The sequence below is a fragment of the Enterococcus sp. DIV0187 genome (assembly GCF_051713785.1).
Lineage (GTDB): Bacteria > Bacillota > Bacilli > Lactobacillales > Enterococcaceae > Enterococcus_A > Enterococcus_A avium.
The window spans coordinates 2939669-2952935 of the sequence record NZ_JBIOQO010000001.1; the positions used below are offsets into that span (position 1 = coordinate 2939669).

The following is a 13267-nucleotide window of genomic DNA, read 5'->3' on the forward strand; positions in this document are numbered from 1 at the left end:
TTACTTACCCTCGTTTGTGACTGGAAGCAGCTTGGTTACGAGTAATTTTAAGCCAGTGGGTGAGTAGCCACCAAAGTTACCGCCACGCATATTTGCTTCTAGTGCAAAGCCATACTCAACGATTTGAAACTCTTGGTTAATCACTTCTGTACCGTCAACGGATTGATTAACCAAAGTGAAATCAAATTCCACCATATCAACGAGTGACGTACCAGCTACTGCATGAATTTTTTGAGTCGTCTCATTCGTTTCATCATTCTTAAATGGATTGCGAACGGACTTAATGATTACTTTTGTTGGAACTTCTACTGCTTTTTTTAAGGCTGTTTGAATCTCTGGATTTGCTACTACTTCTTTTACTTTTACTTCGTTGTATTTTGTTTTTGTCATGATGATGACCCCTTTAATGTATTCTAGCGACCATCAGCAACTAGTCAGCTAGTGACTCAACGAATATGCCTATTTGTTGAGCGTGGTTATCAGAGAATTGCTGTTCATCTGATAAATTAATGATAGCACCTTAAATAAGAATGATAAAAGGACAGTTAATTACTAATGTCACGGTATATAAGTACATAAACAGTGTAAATAAGGACGATAAAAGAAATTCTTTTGTTTGCAAAACTAATATATAAGATATAATTGAAGTAAATAACGATAAGGGAGTTTTTTTATGAATGAAGAACGATATACTGTGCTGGAAATAGCAGAAGCGGCTTTAAAAAAATACAAAGTATCTAAGACAGAGGGAACGTTAGAAGCATTAAAAAAACAAATCAGAAGAATTATTCAAAAAGAAAATTATCAACCAGAAAAAGAATCAAAAAAATCTGAGTATTCAAAAAGACCAGCTCAAGCATATTCTTTGCAAGTGAAGAATATGCTTGTAGATGATTTACTGTTCGATTATATGCTTGAGCTGGTGCAAGAACCATTTATTAAAGAAATTGAAAACTCTAGCAATTACAGACTTGCAAAAAAATCTAATGATAGGATTGAAAATGAATACGATAAATTTTTAAATTCGAGTTCGGAAGAGAAAGATGCTATGATTGGAAATCAAGAAAATCTTGAATTTTTTAATGAAAATTCTTCATTTATTCGTGAAAAAAAGATGGAAATTATGTTAGAAGCATTATTCTCGAAGTACTATACTTTAAAAATGGATGAATTGATAGAAGATGCAAATAAGATAAATTCTCTAATAAACTACAATCAAAATTTTTTTGGTAGAGTAGAGTTAAGAGAAATTTCTCGTTTTAATAGCTGGCAAAATTATGTAAGTGAAAATGAAAAGTAATAAAAAAATCACGGATTAAATTTCCGTGATTTTTTTATTACTTTATTGATGTCTTTTGCGGCGGAATGGAACAGCTGTAATAGTCAGTAAACCCATATCTAGGATTGCTAAATCAGAGTTATCATTTAAGTCTGTTTGTAGCAATATAGATGAAGATTTTGTATGATAACGTTCCATTCTAGTTTCAGTTAGTGGAACAAATTTAGAATCTGTAGTCCCTTTATTTGGCTTTACTTGCTCTGTGGTGCTACTATTTCCACCTTTAGATGGTTTTTCTTTTCTATAAATTCATATGGTGTTTTCCTTTTTTGTTAATGAATTGAGAATTTTGATATAAAAAGTACTAAAGCAAAAACAATGGGCTTTGATACTTTTTATTTGTACGACATTCAAAAGCAAAAAGAAACCCGGTCTCGCGAGGAGAACCGGGAAAAGGAGTGCTATTTTATTTACCCCATTCAATACCCGCATTACCGGGAGTGTCCCAGCCTCCGGGACTATCGGTAATTCCAGCACCATTGGGAGTTCCATTTCCTCCATTTGGTCCTACAGGTTGTTCAGGAGCTGGTTGCTCTGGCTGACTTGGTGCTGGTGCTGGCGCTGGTTGACTAGGCGCAGGTTGAGCAGGTTGTTGATAATTTGGTTGCGCAGGAGCTGCTTGTTGTCCTTGTTCATTATATGCTGGTTGACCAGACGATTGATTATTCTGTTCCGCTTGTTGTGCAGCTTGTTGTGTGGCTTCTGCTTGACGAGCAGCTTCTGCATCAGCCGCTGCTTTCTCTTCTGCTTTTACCCTTTCCTCTTTAATAGTAGCTTTTAATTTATCTAGGCTTTTGCTAATAGCTTCTTTATCCTTTTTTAGATAATCATCTGTGGCATTATCTAGTAGTTTTTGTACAGATGCAATATCTGTTTCCTTTTTTGATTGTTCAGCTTTATTTAAAGCTGTTTTTAACTCATCTGCTTGCTTAATGAAGCTGTTGAGTTTATTTATTTTAGTGGTGAGTGTTTCTTTTTCTTCTTTTTGATTATCACTTAGTTGTTCAATCGCTCTGGTTGCTAATTCAATATCTTTGCTGTCTCTTGATTCATATGCTGTATCGACAGCAGCTTTAGCTGTTTTAAAATCTGCTTTTTCCTTCTTTATTTGATCTTCATGTTTTTGTTGTGCCATTTCTTGAGCATGAACCTTTTCGTTGTGTTGAATGATAGAATTGGTTGATATGCCACCACCACAGATAATTAGAACAAGGGTAGCAAGCATTATTTTCTTTTTAGTATTCATTTTTAATTATCTTCCTTTGTATATTTTAATCCTTTACCTATACCACCGAGCACATCTGAGGATTCAATTGTAAATGATTTTTTATCTTCTGAGAGTTTAGCCGTCATGTGATAATCGCCTAATTCAATTTCAAGTTGATTATCGGAAATTGAATAAGTTCCTTCGTTAGTAGGTTCTCCGTCTTGCTTTTCAGTCACTTTATCGCCATCGAACGTCAAAGTATTGGTCGTTTCTTCAAAAATTAAATTAATAGTTGTGGTATATTCTCCAGATAATTTTTTTGCTCCACATGCTGATAACATCACAAGACTTACTAATGTAAATAAAACTAATGTAAACTTCTTTTTCATTTCTTTTCCTCAATTCCATTCATCATATTTATTATTTTCAACAAATAAAATTTTGTTGTGTTTTACTGCTTTTCTCCAAGTCTTGATTCCGCTGATTGGAGCAATAAGTGCTATCCAAATTTGAATAACAATATTTTGAACAATAATTTTCCATATTAGGCTCCAAATCGAACCAAAGTAAACAATGTTTCTAGAAAATGTATCCATTACTCCTCCTTGAAAACGCCAATATGAATAATGCCAAAATAAAAAAGCAGTAACAGCCCAAATAAAAGGAAATACACTTGCAGTACTAATTATCTTTAGGTCATCTGTCGACTGCATGTATCGAAGGAATAAAAATACTAATACACAAGCAATAAATCGTCTGACATTGTATTGTTTTTGATAAGCGGGATTCAAATGCTCTTTAATAGATGAATGAAATGACTTTATTTTTTCAGTATATACTCCTTTCGATGTAACTGTATTTTTTGCTTTATCCTTTTCTTCCATATGTTTTCCTCCCGTTTCTGTATAAATAACCTTTGAGTTAATTATAGAGTAATGAGATTTATTTGTCTATGTTTTGCGGGATTTAAGGACTGCTCGTTCCTAACAAAATTTATTAGATACGTTTAATCTAAATATGAGAATGAAGGAGCGTGAGTAGGAATGGAGTTAGAGCTTGAAATAGCGAAACGAATAAGAGAACTTCGTATTGCTAAGGATATGACACAAGAGCAGTTAGCTGATAAAATCGGTTTTGACGTATCCTATCTAGGTAGAATTGAACGAGGGAAGTCAGCAAACATTCAAATTAATACACTAGAAAAAATTATCAGTGCATTAGATGAGGATTATGTAACTTTTTTCTCATTTAAAGGAACAGAAAATAAATACTCACCGATTTTACATGGACTGTCACTATCTGCTAATCAGGAAGAATTGCTAGATATTATTGATAGAATTATCAAATTAGAGAATAAAAAATGATATCCAATATTTTATGATAGTAATAGAGTGACAATGTATTTATTCCAATATTAAAAGGAGGATTACTATATGACAGCAGAAATTAAAATAAATAGCGATAATTCAGTAACTATTAAACATTTGACTTACGAGCAATTACAAGGATTAAATACTATTTTTGGTAACCCAATGGAAAGTGCAAATGAACCAGTCAATCAAACCAATCAACAGTATCAAATCACTCCTGTTGAAATTAATGGTAAGCGTTTTGCTTATAGTGTGTATGATGCTACAAACAATGGCGAAGATACGTATACCATCGGGATTCAAATGTTGCGTGATTAGCCAAAAATAGAATCAATGCAAAAATAGGAAGCCATCAATTGTGATGGTTTTTTATTATGCTCAAAATCTACGAACAGGTGCTTTGATTTTCCATGTAGCTACTCATTTGTCAGTCTGATTATTTTGCTTTTCCCATCGGTATAGCAATATAGCAATAACCTTTTTTCATTGCAAGGGTCGGGCAAGCCACTCAAATAAATTTGCCCCTTTCCATTCCAAAAGAACATTGCTTTGTCCATTGCACCGACAGCGAAGAAGCAAAATGAACCATTCATAAAAAAATGTTCGGTAACTTTGAAAATTAAATCAAAAGAGCAAGTTCGTAAAGATTGCATCTTTACAATCTGCACCTCAGCTCAAAACAAAATGAATGGTTCAAAAATTTGAAAAGGGGCGGTTAACAATGGAAAAGCTAGTAACAGAAAAAATGATGATGAAACATGATGGTAAAAAAATGGGAGGAGATAGCGATTATTGGATTTATTTAACTAATCAGAAAGCATACAATGAAGGATTTTTACTTGGTGTGTATCTACACTTACCATTTTCAGATGAGGACTTGGAACAAGCATATAAGCAAATTTTAGTTGGAAATGAATTTGTTGATGAGTACGGTTATTCTTATGAAGAATATTTTATCAGTGATTATGATATGCCCTTTTCAGTGAATGAATATGATTTTCCACAAAAAATAGCAGAACGATTTGATGGATTAGAAAGCTATCTTCACTATCCACGTGAAGTAATTGAGCTAATAGCAGAAAATGAAGGTTATAGACCAACTATTTTTGAACTAGATGATAGCGAGATGATTTCAAATGATGAAAAACTTGGATATGCTTTAGTAGATGAAGCATTGATTCTTGTTCCAGCTCATTTAAGAAATTATCTGAATTATGAAGCAATTGGGCGAGATTATCTTATGACTATGGTTGGGGAATTTGTAGGGAACTATTATATAGAGTTTTCATAGAAAAAAATAAGCTGGCTCATGGTGAGTCGGCTGTTACTGTTGTATGAAAAGGTAGAAATCACAATATTGATTTTTTTGATGGATTAAATAATTTGAATATATATGTAGAATGACTCGAATAAAATATACACCAATGACTCGCTTTTTTTAGTATAAATCCCCACCATTGAATTAAAATCTATTGAAATTAGATAAAATTAAATGAAATTGAAATATAAAATTTCCGCTTATTTAAAGCCTTTTGAAACCTATTAAATAACATGTTTACCAAACCAGGTCTTAAGAAAGCTCGTAAAGCTTCGCAATTTTCAAAACGTTAATTCGTTTATACAGAAATTCAAAGACACTTTCCAATTGGGAAGTGTCTTTTTTCTATTTAAAGGTCCATTTTTTTCTAAAAGTATTTTCGTTTCAGATGGAGTAGTGTTGCGTATAATTATTTTGTCAAAACGCATGTGAAGATGTAATTTGAGATATCTTTTAAATCGTTGGTCAAGTTATTGATGGAGATTGGAAGAATAAATTTTCGCTCTTGATTTAGTAAGCAACGTTCGCAAACGATAAAACAATGAATGTTAAAAAATAATTCAGGAATATCGTCGATGGAATAATAAATCTCATCATTGATAAAAAAATAGTTTTCTGAAATGATCTTGTTAATATTGTTCCTAAACAACATATGAGAGTATTCATCTTTAGCAACAATTATGATGGGAATCTTCTTTTTTTCACCTTTTTTTAAAAGCGGCATGACTTGTTGACAAAACTGCAAAATGATTGATTCAGACATGGTGATAGTATTTGAAAAGTATTCTTTTAACCAAGCACATATGATTTTACTTACTTTTTCTTTTATATGGAAATCATTGCTGTTTATAAAAAAGTATTGGTTAAGTAAAAACTCATTAATTCCGAAAGAGGTGGTATAGACTAAATCCATCAAGGGTTTTTCAAATTCCATTTCCCCGAGTAGATTCATTTCGAATCCTGCCTCGAAATTTCTGATCAGCTGAACAACAGAAGGATGACTTTTGATTAAACGTGTACGATAGTATTGATAGTCTACTTCAATTAATCGGTAGCTTTCTGGGTTGTAAGGCAAATTTTTATAAACAAAAGAAATGAATGCTAAATTTTGATCATCCATCTCTACGTTTTGCTTTAAAAAGCAAGTGTTGATGCTATTAAAAATAATTCCTGTCTTCAAAAACGCGATCGTTTCGGCTTCTATCATTAGAGTGTCTCTTCTTGTAAGACTTAAAAAAATTGAGTATTGCAGATAAAGCAGACTTTTTTTACTGAGTCTGTTTTTTAAAAGCTCACTTATAGCAAGCGCAATTTTTTCAGATTGGAAGAAGAGCGGATTTTTATTAAGCTCACTAATGCCAATTCCCCGCATCCAGATAGCTAAAAAAATATACCTTATTTTCAATTTATTATCGAAGTCAATTTCTCCTTCAGAATTGAGTCCTAAACTTTGCCGAAAATATCTCTCAGACTTCTTTTTTAAATTGAACACTTTGGTCACTGAAATAAATTCATCCTCAGAGATTGAAGTATAATTATTTTTTCCCAAAAGGTATCGGTAGCATACTCTCAGAAAAAGTGAATCTAAATATAATTTACGAACCAACTCATAGCAGCTAGTGTCCGGTTTAAATTGAAAGGATAATTCTGATCGGGATATTTTATAGGAAACTAAGTCGTTTTCTAATTTAGAGGCGATCGTATAACAATCCCTTTTGATTGTGTTAAAGCTAGTATTTATATTCGTGGCCAGCTCGTTTATTTTTATTTGTCTACATTCATATAGTACATAAGTGATTTTAACTCTGCGCAGGATATCTTTTTCTATAAAATTGTCTATCAATGAACTGTCTCCTTATATTGTTAAACCTAATAAAATAAGCATCCTTCTATTTGTTATGGTGAAGATGAGGTGAGTAATCAACTTTTTCTACAAGCCTCTTAGACTTAGTTAGCTCATATTTTTTTCTATTTCACTAAATAATAAGTCACCTAAAAAGTATCCCTTATTCCAAGACGTGGTCAATTCGCCATCAGGAAACTGATAGATAGCTAGTTTCTTTTTGATTCGATTGGCCAAGTTAGAAAGCTGGCATAAATTGGATCTTGTTGCTTCTGTCTCCCAAATTAAAGAGCACATCTTTTCTCGAGAGAGCACTTTCCCATCTTTTTGATAGTCATAGAGATGGTACAATAATTTTTTTTCGTTTGAAGAAAGACTGAAAAAGAATAGCTCAGAGTTCTTTTCTTTTTGTAAGCTATGATTCTTTCCAGCAGCAAAAACTGTATGTTCCTGTTCACTTGCGAGTTTAGCAATTTTTTCCGTGATCTCCATATCCGTTGCTTCAGGTTCAATCCAATCATCAATTACATTGATCAAATGAGAAAATTCTGACTTCGTTAGATCTTCTTTATTTCCTTTTCTCAAAATAAACAAACCATTTTTCTTGAAGAAGGCATAAGACTTCGAAATATCTAAAGTAGAGACAGTGTCACTAAAAATGACCAATGAGAAATACTTGATAATTTGTGGAAAAAATTGAGCATCATTTAATAAATCGCAAGAACAATATACTTCATCATTTGAACGTTGTAGGATTGCTTGCAAATCTCTTTCAACCATTAAATTTTTTGTTATGATTAATATTCTTGCCATAAATACCACTCCTATCAGCGAATAAATATTTAGGGATTAGTTAAAATCATCTATTAATAAATTCGCCTTATTTCTTTGTTATTACTGCAATCTTACAGTATCAAAAATAGGCTAAATATTTTTTCCTTCTTTTTAATTTTTTTAATTCATAAATTAAATTTTTAAATAAAACACAATTGGATATCAACGCATAACCTATAATTCGTTGTTAATTATAAAAGCTCGCATCGGTCTCACAAGTATATTTAGCTTTATAAATGAAAAGAGTTAGAAACTTTTTCGGCATTACTTTTTTGTTAGTTTATACTATGTTGATTCGATGTTGAAAAATTTTCTGACCTTGTAAACTGACTATAGAAAGTTTATTTGGAGGAAATTTATGAAGAAGAAAACGAAGCTTATGTTAGTCGGAGTGATCGGTGTAGTGTTAGCCGGATGTGGCTTTTTTGCATTAAATTCTAAAAAGAAAGAATCGCCATATCATGTCTTTACAGTAAAAGCAGCTGATCCGTTACAACTTAAAGGTAAAGTTGAACCACTTAAGAAGCAGCTCTATTTTTTTGATGGAAATAAAGGGAGAATTAAAAATATTCCTGTAAGTAACGGTGAAGAGGTCGCAATTGGAACGCCATTAATTGAGTATCAGAATGAAGCCGTGGAAAATGAAACAGTCTCACAGCGGCATGCGGTAGAAAAAAGCTCATTAGATGCTTCACAAGCAGAGGCGACTGTAGCGGCAAATGAAAGACAAGTACAAACAATTACCAATCAAATCAATGATACACAGCAAAAAATGGCACAAGCAAAAGAAGAAGAAAAGACGGCTTTAAATGAACAGTTAAAACAGCAGCAGGGAGAATTGCAAACAGCGAATGATCAATTGAGTCAATCACGTTTTGCAGTACAAAGTGCTTATGAGGATGTTCAATCGGCTAAAGATGTATTAGCTGGACAACAGAAACAAGCATCATCGACAGTCAGTTCAGAAATTGCTGGGATTGCCTCGGTGGATGAAAAAGGAGAAGGTAGTCCTGAAGTTCCTGTAGTAGCGGTATCTAGCAAAGAGAAGCAGGTCAAAGGAATCGTTACGGAATATGACTTAGACAAATTGGTGCCTGGTCAAACGGTTCAAGTAACGACGGTCGGCAATGATAAAAAGGTTGACGGGACGATTAAGAGTATTGCTACTAGTGCGTTACCAACTAGCGGGGACAACAGCAATGTCGCTTCCTACGAATTTATTGTAGAAGGGGACTTTCCTTGGACAGATGATTTATCAACTTTAGTAACTTTGCAGCAAAATCAGCTTTTGTTGCCTGATTCTGCGATAAAGAAAACAAAAAATGAAAAATATGTTTATAAATATGTAAATGGCAAGGTCAAGAAAACAGCGATTCAAATAGTAACTGTCAGTGGGCATAATATAGTACAAAAAGGATTGAAAGCCAATGATAAAATCATTGAAAATCCAGATGATGAGCTAAAGGACGGTTCGGAAATTCAGGTAGCTGCGAATGATTAAATTGGAGCATGTGTATAAATATTATGAGACCGGGGACACACAGTTAACTGTTTTAGAAGATGTCAATTTTTCAATTGCTGCAGGAGAGTTTGTCGCCATTATGGGACCTTCTGGGTCAGGAAAATCGACATTGATTAATCTTTTAGGATTTATTGATCGTCATTTTGACGGAAGGTATCTATTTAATGGACGTGAAATTGGAGATTTCAAAGATGAAGAATTATCTGAGATTCGCAATCGCTCTGTAGGGTTTGTTTTTCAAAATTTTAGTTTGATTGAAAATTTGTCAGTAGCTGAAAATGTTGAGCTGCCTCTTTTATATAAAGGGGCTAAACATAATGAAACACAAAAGAAAGTGAAGAACGCCTTAACAAGAGTTGGATTATCAGAAAAACTGGATCAGCTTCCTAAGCAATTATCTGGTGGACAGCAGCAGCGAGTAGCAATAGCGCGAGCGTTGATTAATCAGCCAAATTTTATTATTGCAGATGAACCAACCGGAGCACTGGATACCCACACAACGGATGAAATCATGCAGCTATTCAAGCAGCTTAACGATGAAGGTGTAACAATTATTTTAGTAACACACGATCCTGAAACAGTTGTCTACTGTGATCGGCTATTAAAAATCAGAGATGGGAAAATGATCGAGGCGGTGCTGCAGTCGTGAGAAAGTACATACTCTGGAGGACCGCCTTTCGCTCCATTTTCAAAAATAAACGTCGTAGTTTCTTAACGATGGTGGGTATCATTATTGGGATTGCCGCAGTTATCACGATCGTTGCTTTAGGAAATGGGTTTAAACGAAACATTTTATCTGAGACAACTGGTACAGATGAAACAGGACAAACAAAATACATCAATATTAAATACAATGATTTTGATAATTTGGTCAGTGACAATAGCGGTATCTCGCAGACTGATAAAGATATGGTTGCAAACTTGCCGGAAGTAAAGAATGTTTCTTATTATAAAGCAACGAAAAAAGATAGTAATCCAATGGTGGATTTTTATGATAAGAATACGAAACTGTCAATGACCGTTAATCCGACGAAGGAAACAAATTTATCTATTTTAAACGGACGTCAGTTGAATGCAGCGGACAGTGATAGCTTGAATAAGGTTGTCGTTCTTGATGAGGTTGTAGCAAAACAGCTTTTTGGTTCAAAAGAATCGGCATTGAATAAAGGCTTTGATTTAAATGGTCAAGTTTTTACAGTTGTTGGTGTATCTGCAAATACTTCGGGTGAAATCGGACCACAAAACTATGAACCATTGGCCTTTTTTCCCAAAAAGACGTACACACGCTATTTAGGAAAAAAAGTGGATCATTCCGTTTTAGCGATTAAGTTCAATGCGAAAGCGAATAACGAAGCGGCAATGACTAAGGTATTAAAACAGCTCAACATGAATGGTGAGAGTCGAACGCTAGGAGAATATCAAAGCTATGATCCAAGCTCTGAAATTAAACAACTAGGATCAATGCTAGATCAGATGACTCTTTTTATCAGCGCAGTAGCGGCTATTTCATTATTTATTGCAGGTGTGGGTGTAATGAATATGATGTATATCTCGGTCTCAGAACGAACAAAGGAAATTGGGATTCGGCGTGCCCTTGGGGCAAATGCCAAATCAATCAAATTACAATTTCTGTTTGAAGGAATTGTTTTAACAGTAAGCGGCGGTATTATCGGCTATATTTTAGGTATTCTGATCGCTTTTGGGGCGTCCTTTGCACTGCCGTTTTCTGTTCGCCCTGATATGATGACGGTATTCATTTCGATCGGGACTTCGGTTTTGATCGGAGTAGGCTTTAGTTATTTACCAGCCTCAGCTGCAGCAAAAAAAGAATTGATCGATATATTGAAATAACTATTGCTTTTTAAACAGCTGTTTTAATGGATCAATCAACAGTGACTATTATTTAGCTAAACCTTCTGAAAATGGTAAAATTTAAGTATTCAACTAATAGTTGAGCACAAATTTTATGATTTCAACAGAAGGTTTATTGTTTGTTAGAATACTGGAGGGTATATTCATGGTAGAGATCGGAGCTAAAATCAAAGAGTTGAGAGAAGCAAAAAAAATGTCGCAAAAGGATTTGGCTGATTATCTAAATGTGACTCCGCAAGCTGTTTCAAAGTGGGAGAGAAAGAAAAGTTATCCTGATTTGGACATGCTGGTTCGATTGAGCAACTATTTTCAAATATCTACGGATGAACTTTTAGGAAAGTCAAAACCGTCATTTTTGGCTTCTTTCTTTTCTAAAATCAAAGGAGAAGAGAACATGGACAAGTCGATCGCGATTAAAAAATATCCTGAAGGTAAGGTGCCTAAAGCAGTAAATGTTGAAAATATGGCTGGATTTCTACGGATTACTTTTGATAATGATGAGATTCGATATCTAAGATCGCATCTTTTTGAGGGGATGATTGATCTTTTCTCTCCAAGTAGAGGAAAGGGAAAACGTGGACCATTGATGTTTGGAAAATATAATTCCTATAATTGGATCGGTTCGCAGTTTGAAATCAAAGAGTCGGGTGAAGTAGTTCTAAATGGTACGGATTTCTATTCACCAGAAGAGCTTTGGTATGATAGTAAAGAACATATTAATGAAATTACCTATCCTTAGTTTGCACTAAGGATAGTTTTTTCATTAGTCAGGAATTTGTATTTTTGCTTCTGCCTTAAAATCTTAGTATAATGACGTTGTTTTGATGTTTAGGAGGAAGTATACATAATGAAGAATAATTTTTGGGCGGAGCTGCCAAAGCCCTTTTTTATACTAGCACCGATGGAAGATGTGACGGATGTGGTGTTTCGTCATGTGGTAAAAGAGGCGGGGGCACCGGATGTTTTCTTTACGGAGTTTACGAATTCGGATAGTTTTTGTCATCCGGATGGGATCGAAAGTGTTCGTGGACGATTGGCCTTCACAGAAGATGAACAGCCGATGGTGGCGCATATCTGGGGGGATAAGCCAGAATTTTTCCGTGAGATGAGTATCGCGTTGGCGGATATGGGCTTTAAAGGAATTGATTTGAATATGGGTTGCCCGGTACCGAATGTCGCGGAGCGTGGCAAAGGCAGCGGCTTGATTTTACGTCCGGAGGTTGCGGCAGAATTAATTGAAGCGGCCAAAGCGGGTGGGCTACCAGTCAGTGTGAAGACACGGCTTGGTTTTACTGACACTGCTGAGATGGAGGAATGGATCAGTCATTTACTGAAGCAAGATATTGCGAATCTTTCGGTTCACATGCGAACGCGCAAAGAGATGAGTAAGGTGGCTGCGCATTGGGAGCTGATCCCTCGAATCGTAGAGCTGCGGGATGAGATCGCGCCCCAGACATTGATTACTATTAATGGAGACATTTTAGATCGTCAGATGGGTCTGGAGCTTGCTGAAAAATATGGTGTGGACGGCTTGATGATCGGGCGTGGGATTTTTAAGAATCCATACGCCTTTGAGAAAGAACCGCAAGAGCATTCGCCGAAAGAATTAATCGGTTTGCTGCGATTACAGCTTGATTTGCAAGACAAGTACGCGGAGCAGGTTCCTCGTTCGATTGTTGGATTGCATCGTTTCTTTAAAATCTATGTTAAGGGATTCCCCGGTGCAAATGATTTGCGGGTGAGCTTAATGAATACGAAGTCAACCGCTGAGGTTCGAGAGATTTTGGCTGATTTTGAAAGACAGCATGAAGAAATTTTCTAAGTGTCATTTGTAATAAAAAAATAAAAGGGTGGCTGATTCTGCAAGTAAATAACAGGATTAGCCACTCGTTTTTTCATTTCAAGGAGTCAGGTAATGATCTAGGTTCTATTATTCCCACGATTCTTGTTAGCTTGGTATAA

The 13267-nt window shown here is 34.8% G+C and carries 15 protein-coding genes; 9 read left to right on the forward strand and 6 right to left on the reverse strand.

The annotated features are described in order from the left end of the window. A complete protein-coding gene (locus IGI52_RS14400) occupies positions 1–390 on the reverse strand; it encodes a hypothetical protein (RefSeq protein WP_438781607.1) in 390 nt (129 codons plus the stop codon). A gap of 283 nt (positions 391–673) precedes the next feature. Between IGI52_RS14400 and IGI52_RS14405 the strand changes: the two genes are divergently transcribed. Beyond that, positions 674–1300: a hypothetical protein gene (locus IGI52_RS14405; protein WP_438781608.1), complete on the forward strand. Its 627-nt coding sequence runs from the start codon at positions 674–676 to the stop codon at positions 1298–1300. A 445-nt stretch (positions 1301–1745) separates the two neighbouring features. Here IGI52_RS14405 and IGI52_RS14410 read toward each other — a convergent pair whose 3' ends face one another. The 3 genes from IGI52_RS14410 to IGI52_RS14420 are packed head-to-tail and all read right to left on the reverse strand — an operon-like array spanning position 1746 to position 3430. Beyond that, positions 1746–2585: a hypothetical protein gene (locus tag IGI52_RS14410; RefSeq protein ID WP_438781609.1), complete on the reverse strand. Its 840-nt coding sequence runs from the start codon at positions 2583–2585 to the stop codon at positions 1746–1748. 2 nt (positions 2586–2587) lie between these two features. Continuing rightward, positions 2588–2935 (reverse strand): hypothetical protein, encoded by a 348-nt coding sequence (locus tag IGI52_RS14415; RefSeq protein ID WP_438781610.1) that lies wholly within the window; start codon positions 2933–2935, stop codon positions 2588–2590. A 9-nt stretch (positions 2936–2944) separates the two neighbouring features. Then, positions 2945–3430, reverse strand: coding sequence for a hypothetical protein (locus IGI52_RS14420; protein ID WP_438781611.1), 486 nt, complete (start codon positions 3428–3430; stop codon positions 2945–2947). A gap of 159 nt (positions 3431–3589) precedes the next feature. Between IGI52_RS14420 and IGI52_RS14425 the strand changes: the two genes are divergently transcribed. From IGI52_RS14425 to IGI52_RS14435, 3 genes are all read left to right on the forward strand, one after another. Beyond that, positions 3590–3910, forward strand: a complete 321-nt coding sequence (locus tag IGI52_RS14425) for a helix-turn-helix domain-containing protein (RefSeq protein ID WP_438781612.1) — start codon at positions 3590–3592, stop codon at positions 3908–3910. A gap of 69 nt (positions 3911–3979) precedes the next feature. Then, positions 3980–4234 (forward strand): hypothetical protein, encoded by a 255-nt coding sequence (locus IGI52_RS14430; protein WP_438781614.1) that lies wholly within the window; start codon positions 3980–3982, stop codon positions 4232–4234. A 403-nt stretch (positions 4235–4637) separates the two neighbouring features. Continuing rightward, positions 4638–5207: an antirestriction protein ArdA gene (locus IGI52_RS14435; RefSeq protein ID WP_438781615.1), complete on the forward strand. Its 570-nt coding sequence runs from the start codon at positions 4638–4640 to the stop codon at positions 5205–5207. A gap of 436 nt (positions 5208–5643) precedes the next feature. On the opposite strand, the gene IGI52_RS14440 is transcribed toward IGI52_RS14435, so the two are convergent. Both IGI52_RS14440 and IGI52_RS14445 read right to left on the reverse strand, forming a co-directional pair. Continuing rightward, positions 5644–6783 carry a hypothetical protein gene (locus tag IGI52_RS14440; RefSeq protein ID WP_438781616.1) on the reverse strand — a complete coding sequence of 380 codons (1140 nt, stop codon included), beginning with the start codon at positions 6781–6783 and terminating at the stop codon, positions 5644–5646. 402 nt (positions 6784–7185) lie between these two features. Then, entirely contained in the window at positions 7186–7890 is a 705-nt protein-coding gene (locus IGI52_RS14445) for a helix-turn-helix domain-containing protein (RefSeq protein WP_016181804.1), read from the reverse strand. A gap of 379 nt (positions 7891–8269) precedes the next feature. Between IGI52_RS14445 and IGI52_RS14450 the strand changes: the two genes are divergently transcribed. The 5 genes from IGI52_RS14450 (at position 8270) to IGI52_RS14470 (ending at position 13127) form a co-directional block, all read left to right on the forward strand. Further along, positions 8270–9412: an efflux RND transporter periplasmic adaptor subunit gene (locus IGI52_RS14450; RefSeq protein ID WP_438781617.1), complete on the forward strand. Its 1143-nt coding sequence runs from the start codon at positions 8270–8272 to the stop codon at positions 9410–9412. Continuing rightward, complete coding sequence (locus IGI52_RS14455) at positions 9405–10082, forward strand: ABC transporter ATP-binding protein (protein WP_311872049.1); 678 nt, start codon at positions 9405–9407, stop codon at positions 10080–10082. The genes IGI52_RS14450 and IGI52_RS14455 overlap by 8 nt, the downstream gene beginning before the upstream one ends. Next, complete coding sequence (locus IGI52_RS14460; RefSeq protein ID WP_311872050.1) at positions 10079–11284, forward strand: ABC transporter permease; 1206 nt, start codon at positions 10079–10081, stop codon at positions 11282–11284. The genes IGI52_RS14455 and IGI52_RS14460 overlap by 4 nt, the downstream gene beginning before the upstream one ends. 166 nt (positions 11285–11450) lie before the next feature. Continuing rightward, positions 11451–12044 carry a helix-turn-helix domain-containing protein gene (locus IGI52_RS14465; protein WP_016181800.1) on the forward strand — a complete coding sequence of 198 codons (594 nt, stop codon included), beginning with the start codon at positions 11451–11453 and terminating at the stop codon, positions 12042–12044. A gap of 108 nt (positions 12045–12152) precedes the next feature. Then, positions 12153–13127, forward strand: a complete 975-nt coding sequence (locus IGI52_RS14470) for a tRNA dihydrouridine synthase (RefSeq protein WP_176675382.1) — start codon at positions 12153–12155, stop codon at positions 13125–13127. Positions 13128–13267 lie beyond the last annotated feature (140 nt).

What these genes read in the sequence shown, in the direction of transcription:
- IGI52_RS14400 (WP_438781607.1), bottom strand. Translation starts at nt 390, where the DNA reads ATGACAAAAACAAAATACAACGAAGTAAAAGTAAAAGAAGTAGTAGCA.
- IGI52_RS14405 (WP_438781608.1), top strand. Translation starts at nt 674, where the DNA reads ATGAATGAAGAACGATATACTGTGCTGGAAATAGCAGAAGCGGCTTTA.
- IGI52_RS14410 (WP_438781609.1), bottom strand. Translation starts at nt 2,585, where the DNA reads ATGAATACTAAAAAGAAAATAATGCTTGCTACCCTTGTTCTAATTATC.
- IGI52_RS14415 (WP_438781610.1), bottom strand. Translation starts at nt 2,935, where the DNA reads ATGAAAAAGAAGTTTACATTAGTTTTATTTACATTAGTAAGTCTTGTG.
- IGI52_RS14420 (WP_438781611.1), bottom strand. Translation starts at nt 3,430, where the DNA reads ATGGAAGAAAAGGATAAAGCAAAAAATACAGTTACATCGAAAGGAGTA.
- IGI52_RS14425 (WP_438781612.1), top strand. Translation starts at nt 3,590, where the DNA reads ATGGAGTTAGAGCTTGAAATAGCGAAACGAATAAGAGAACTTCGTATT.
- IGI52_RS14430 (WP_438781614.1), top strand. Translation starts at nt 3,980, where the DNA reads ATGACAGCAGAAATTAAAATAAATAGCGATAATTCAGTAACTATTAAA.
- IGI52_RS14435 (WP_438781615.1), top strand. Translation starts at nt 4,638, where the DNA reads ATGGAAAAGCTAGTAACAGAAAAAATGATGATGAAACATGATGGTAAA.
- IGI52_RS14445 (WP_016181804.1), bottom strand. Translation starts at nt 7,890, where the DNA reads ATGGCAAGAATATTAATCATAACAAAAAATTTAATGGTTGAAAGAGAT.
- IGI52_RS14450 (WP_438781617.1), top strand. Translation starts at nt 8,270, where the DNA reads ATGAAGAAGAAAACGAAGCTTATGTTAGTCGGAGTGATCGGTGTAGTG.
- IGI52_RS14455 (WP_311872049.1), top strand. Translation starts at nt 9,405, where the DNA reads ATGATTAAATTGGAGCATGTGTATAAATATTATGAGACCGGGGACACA.
- IGI52_RS14465 (WP_016181800.1), top strand. Translation starts at nt 11,451, where the DNA reads ATGGTAGAGATCGGAGCTAAAATCAAAGAGTTGAGAGAAGCAAAAAAA.
- IGI52_RS14470 (WP_176675382.1), top strand. Translation starts at nt 12,153, where the DNA reads ATGAAGAATAATTTTTGGGCGGAGCTGCCAAAGCCCTTTTTTATACTA.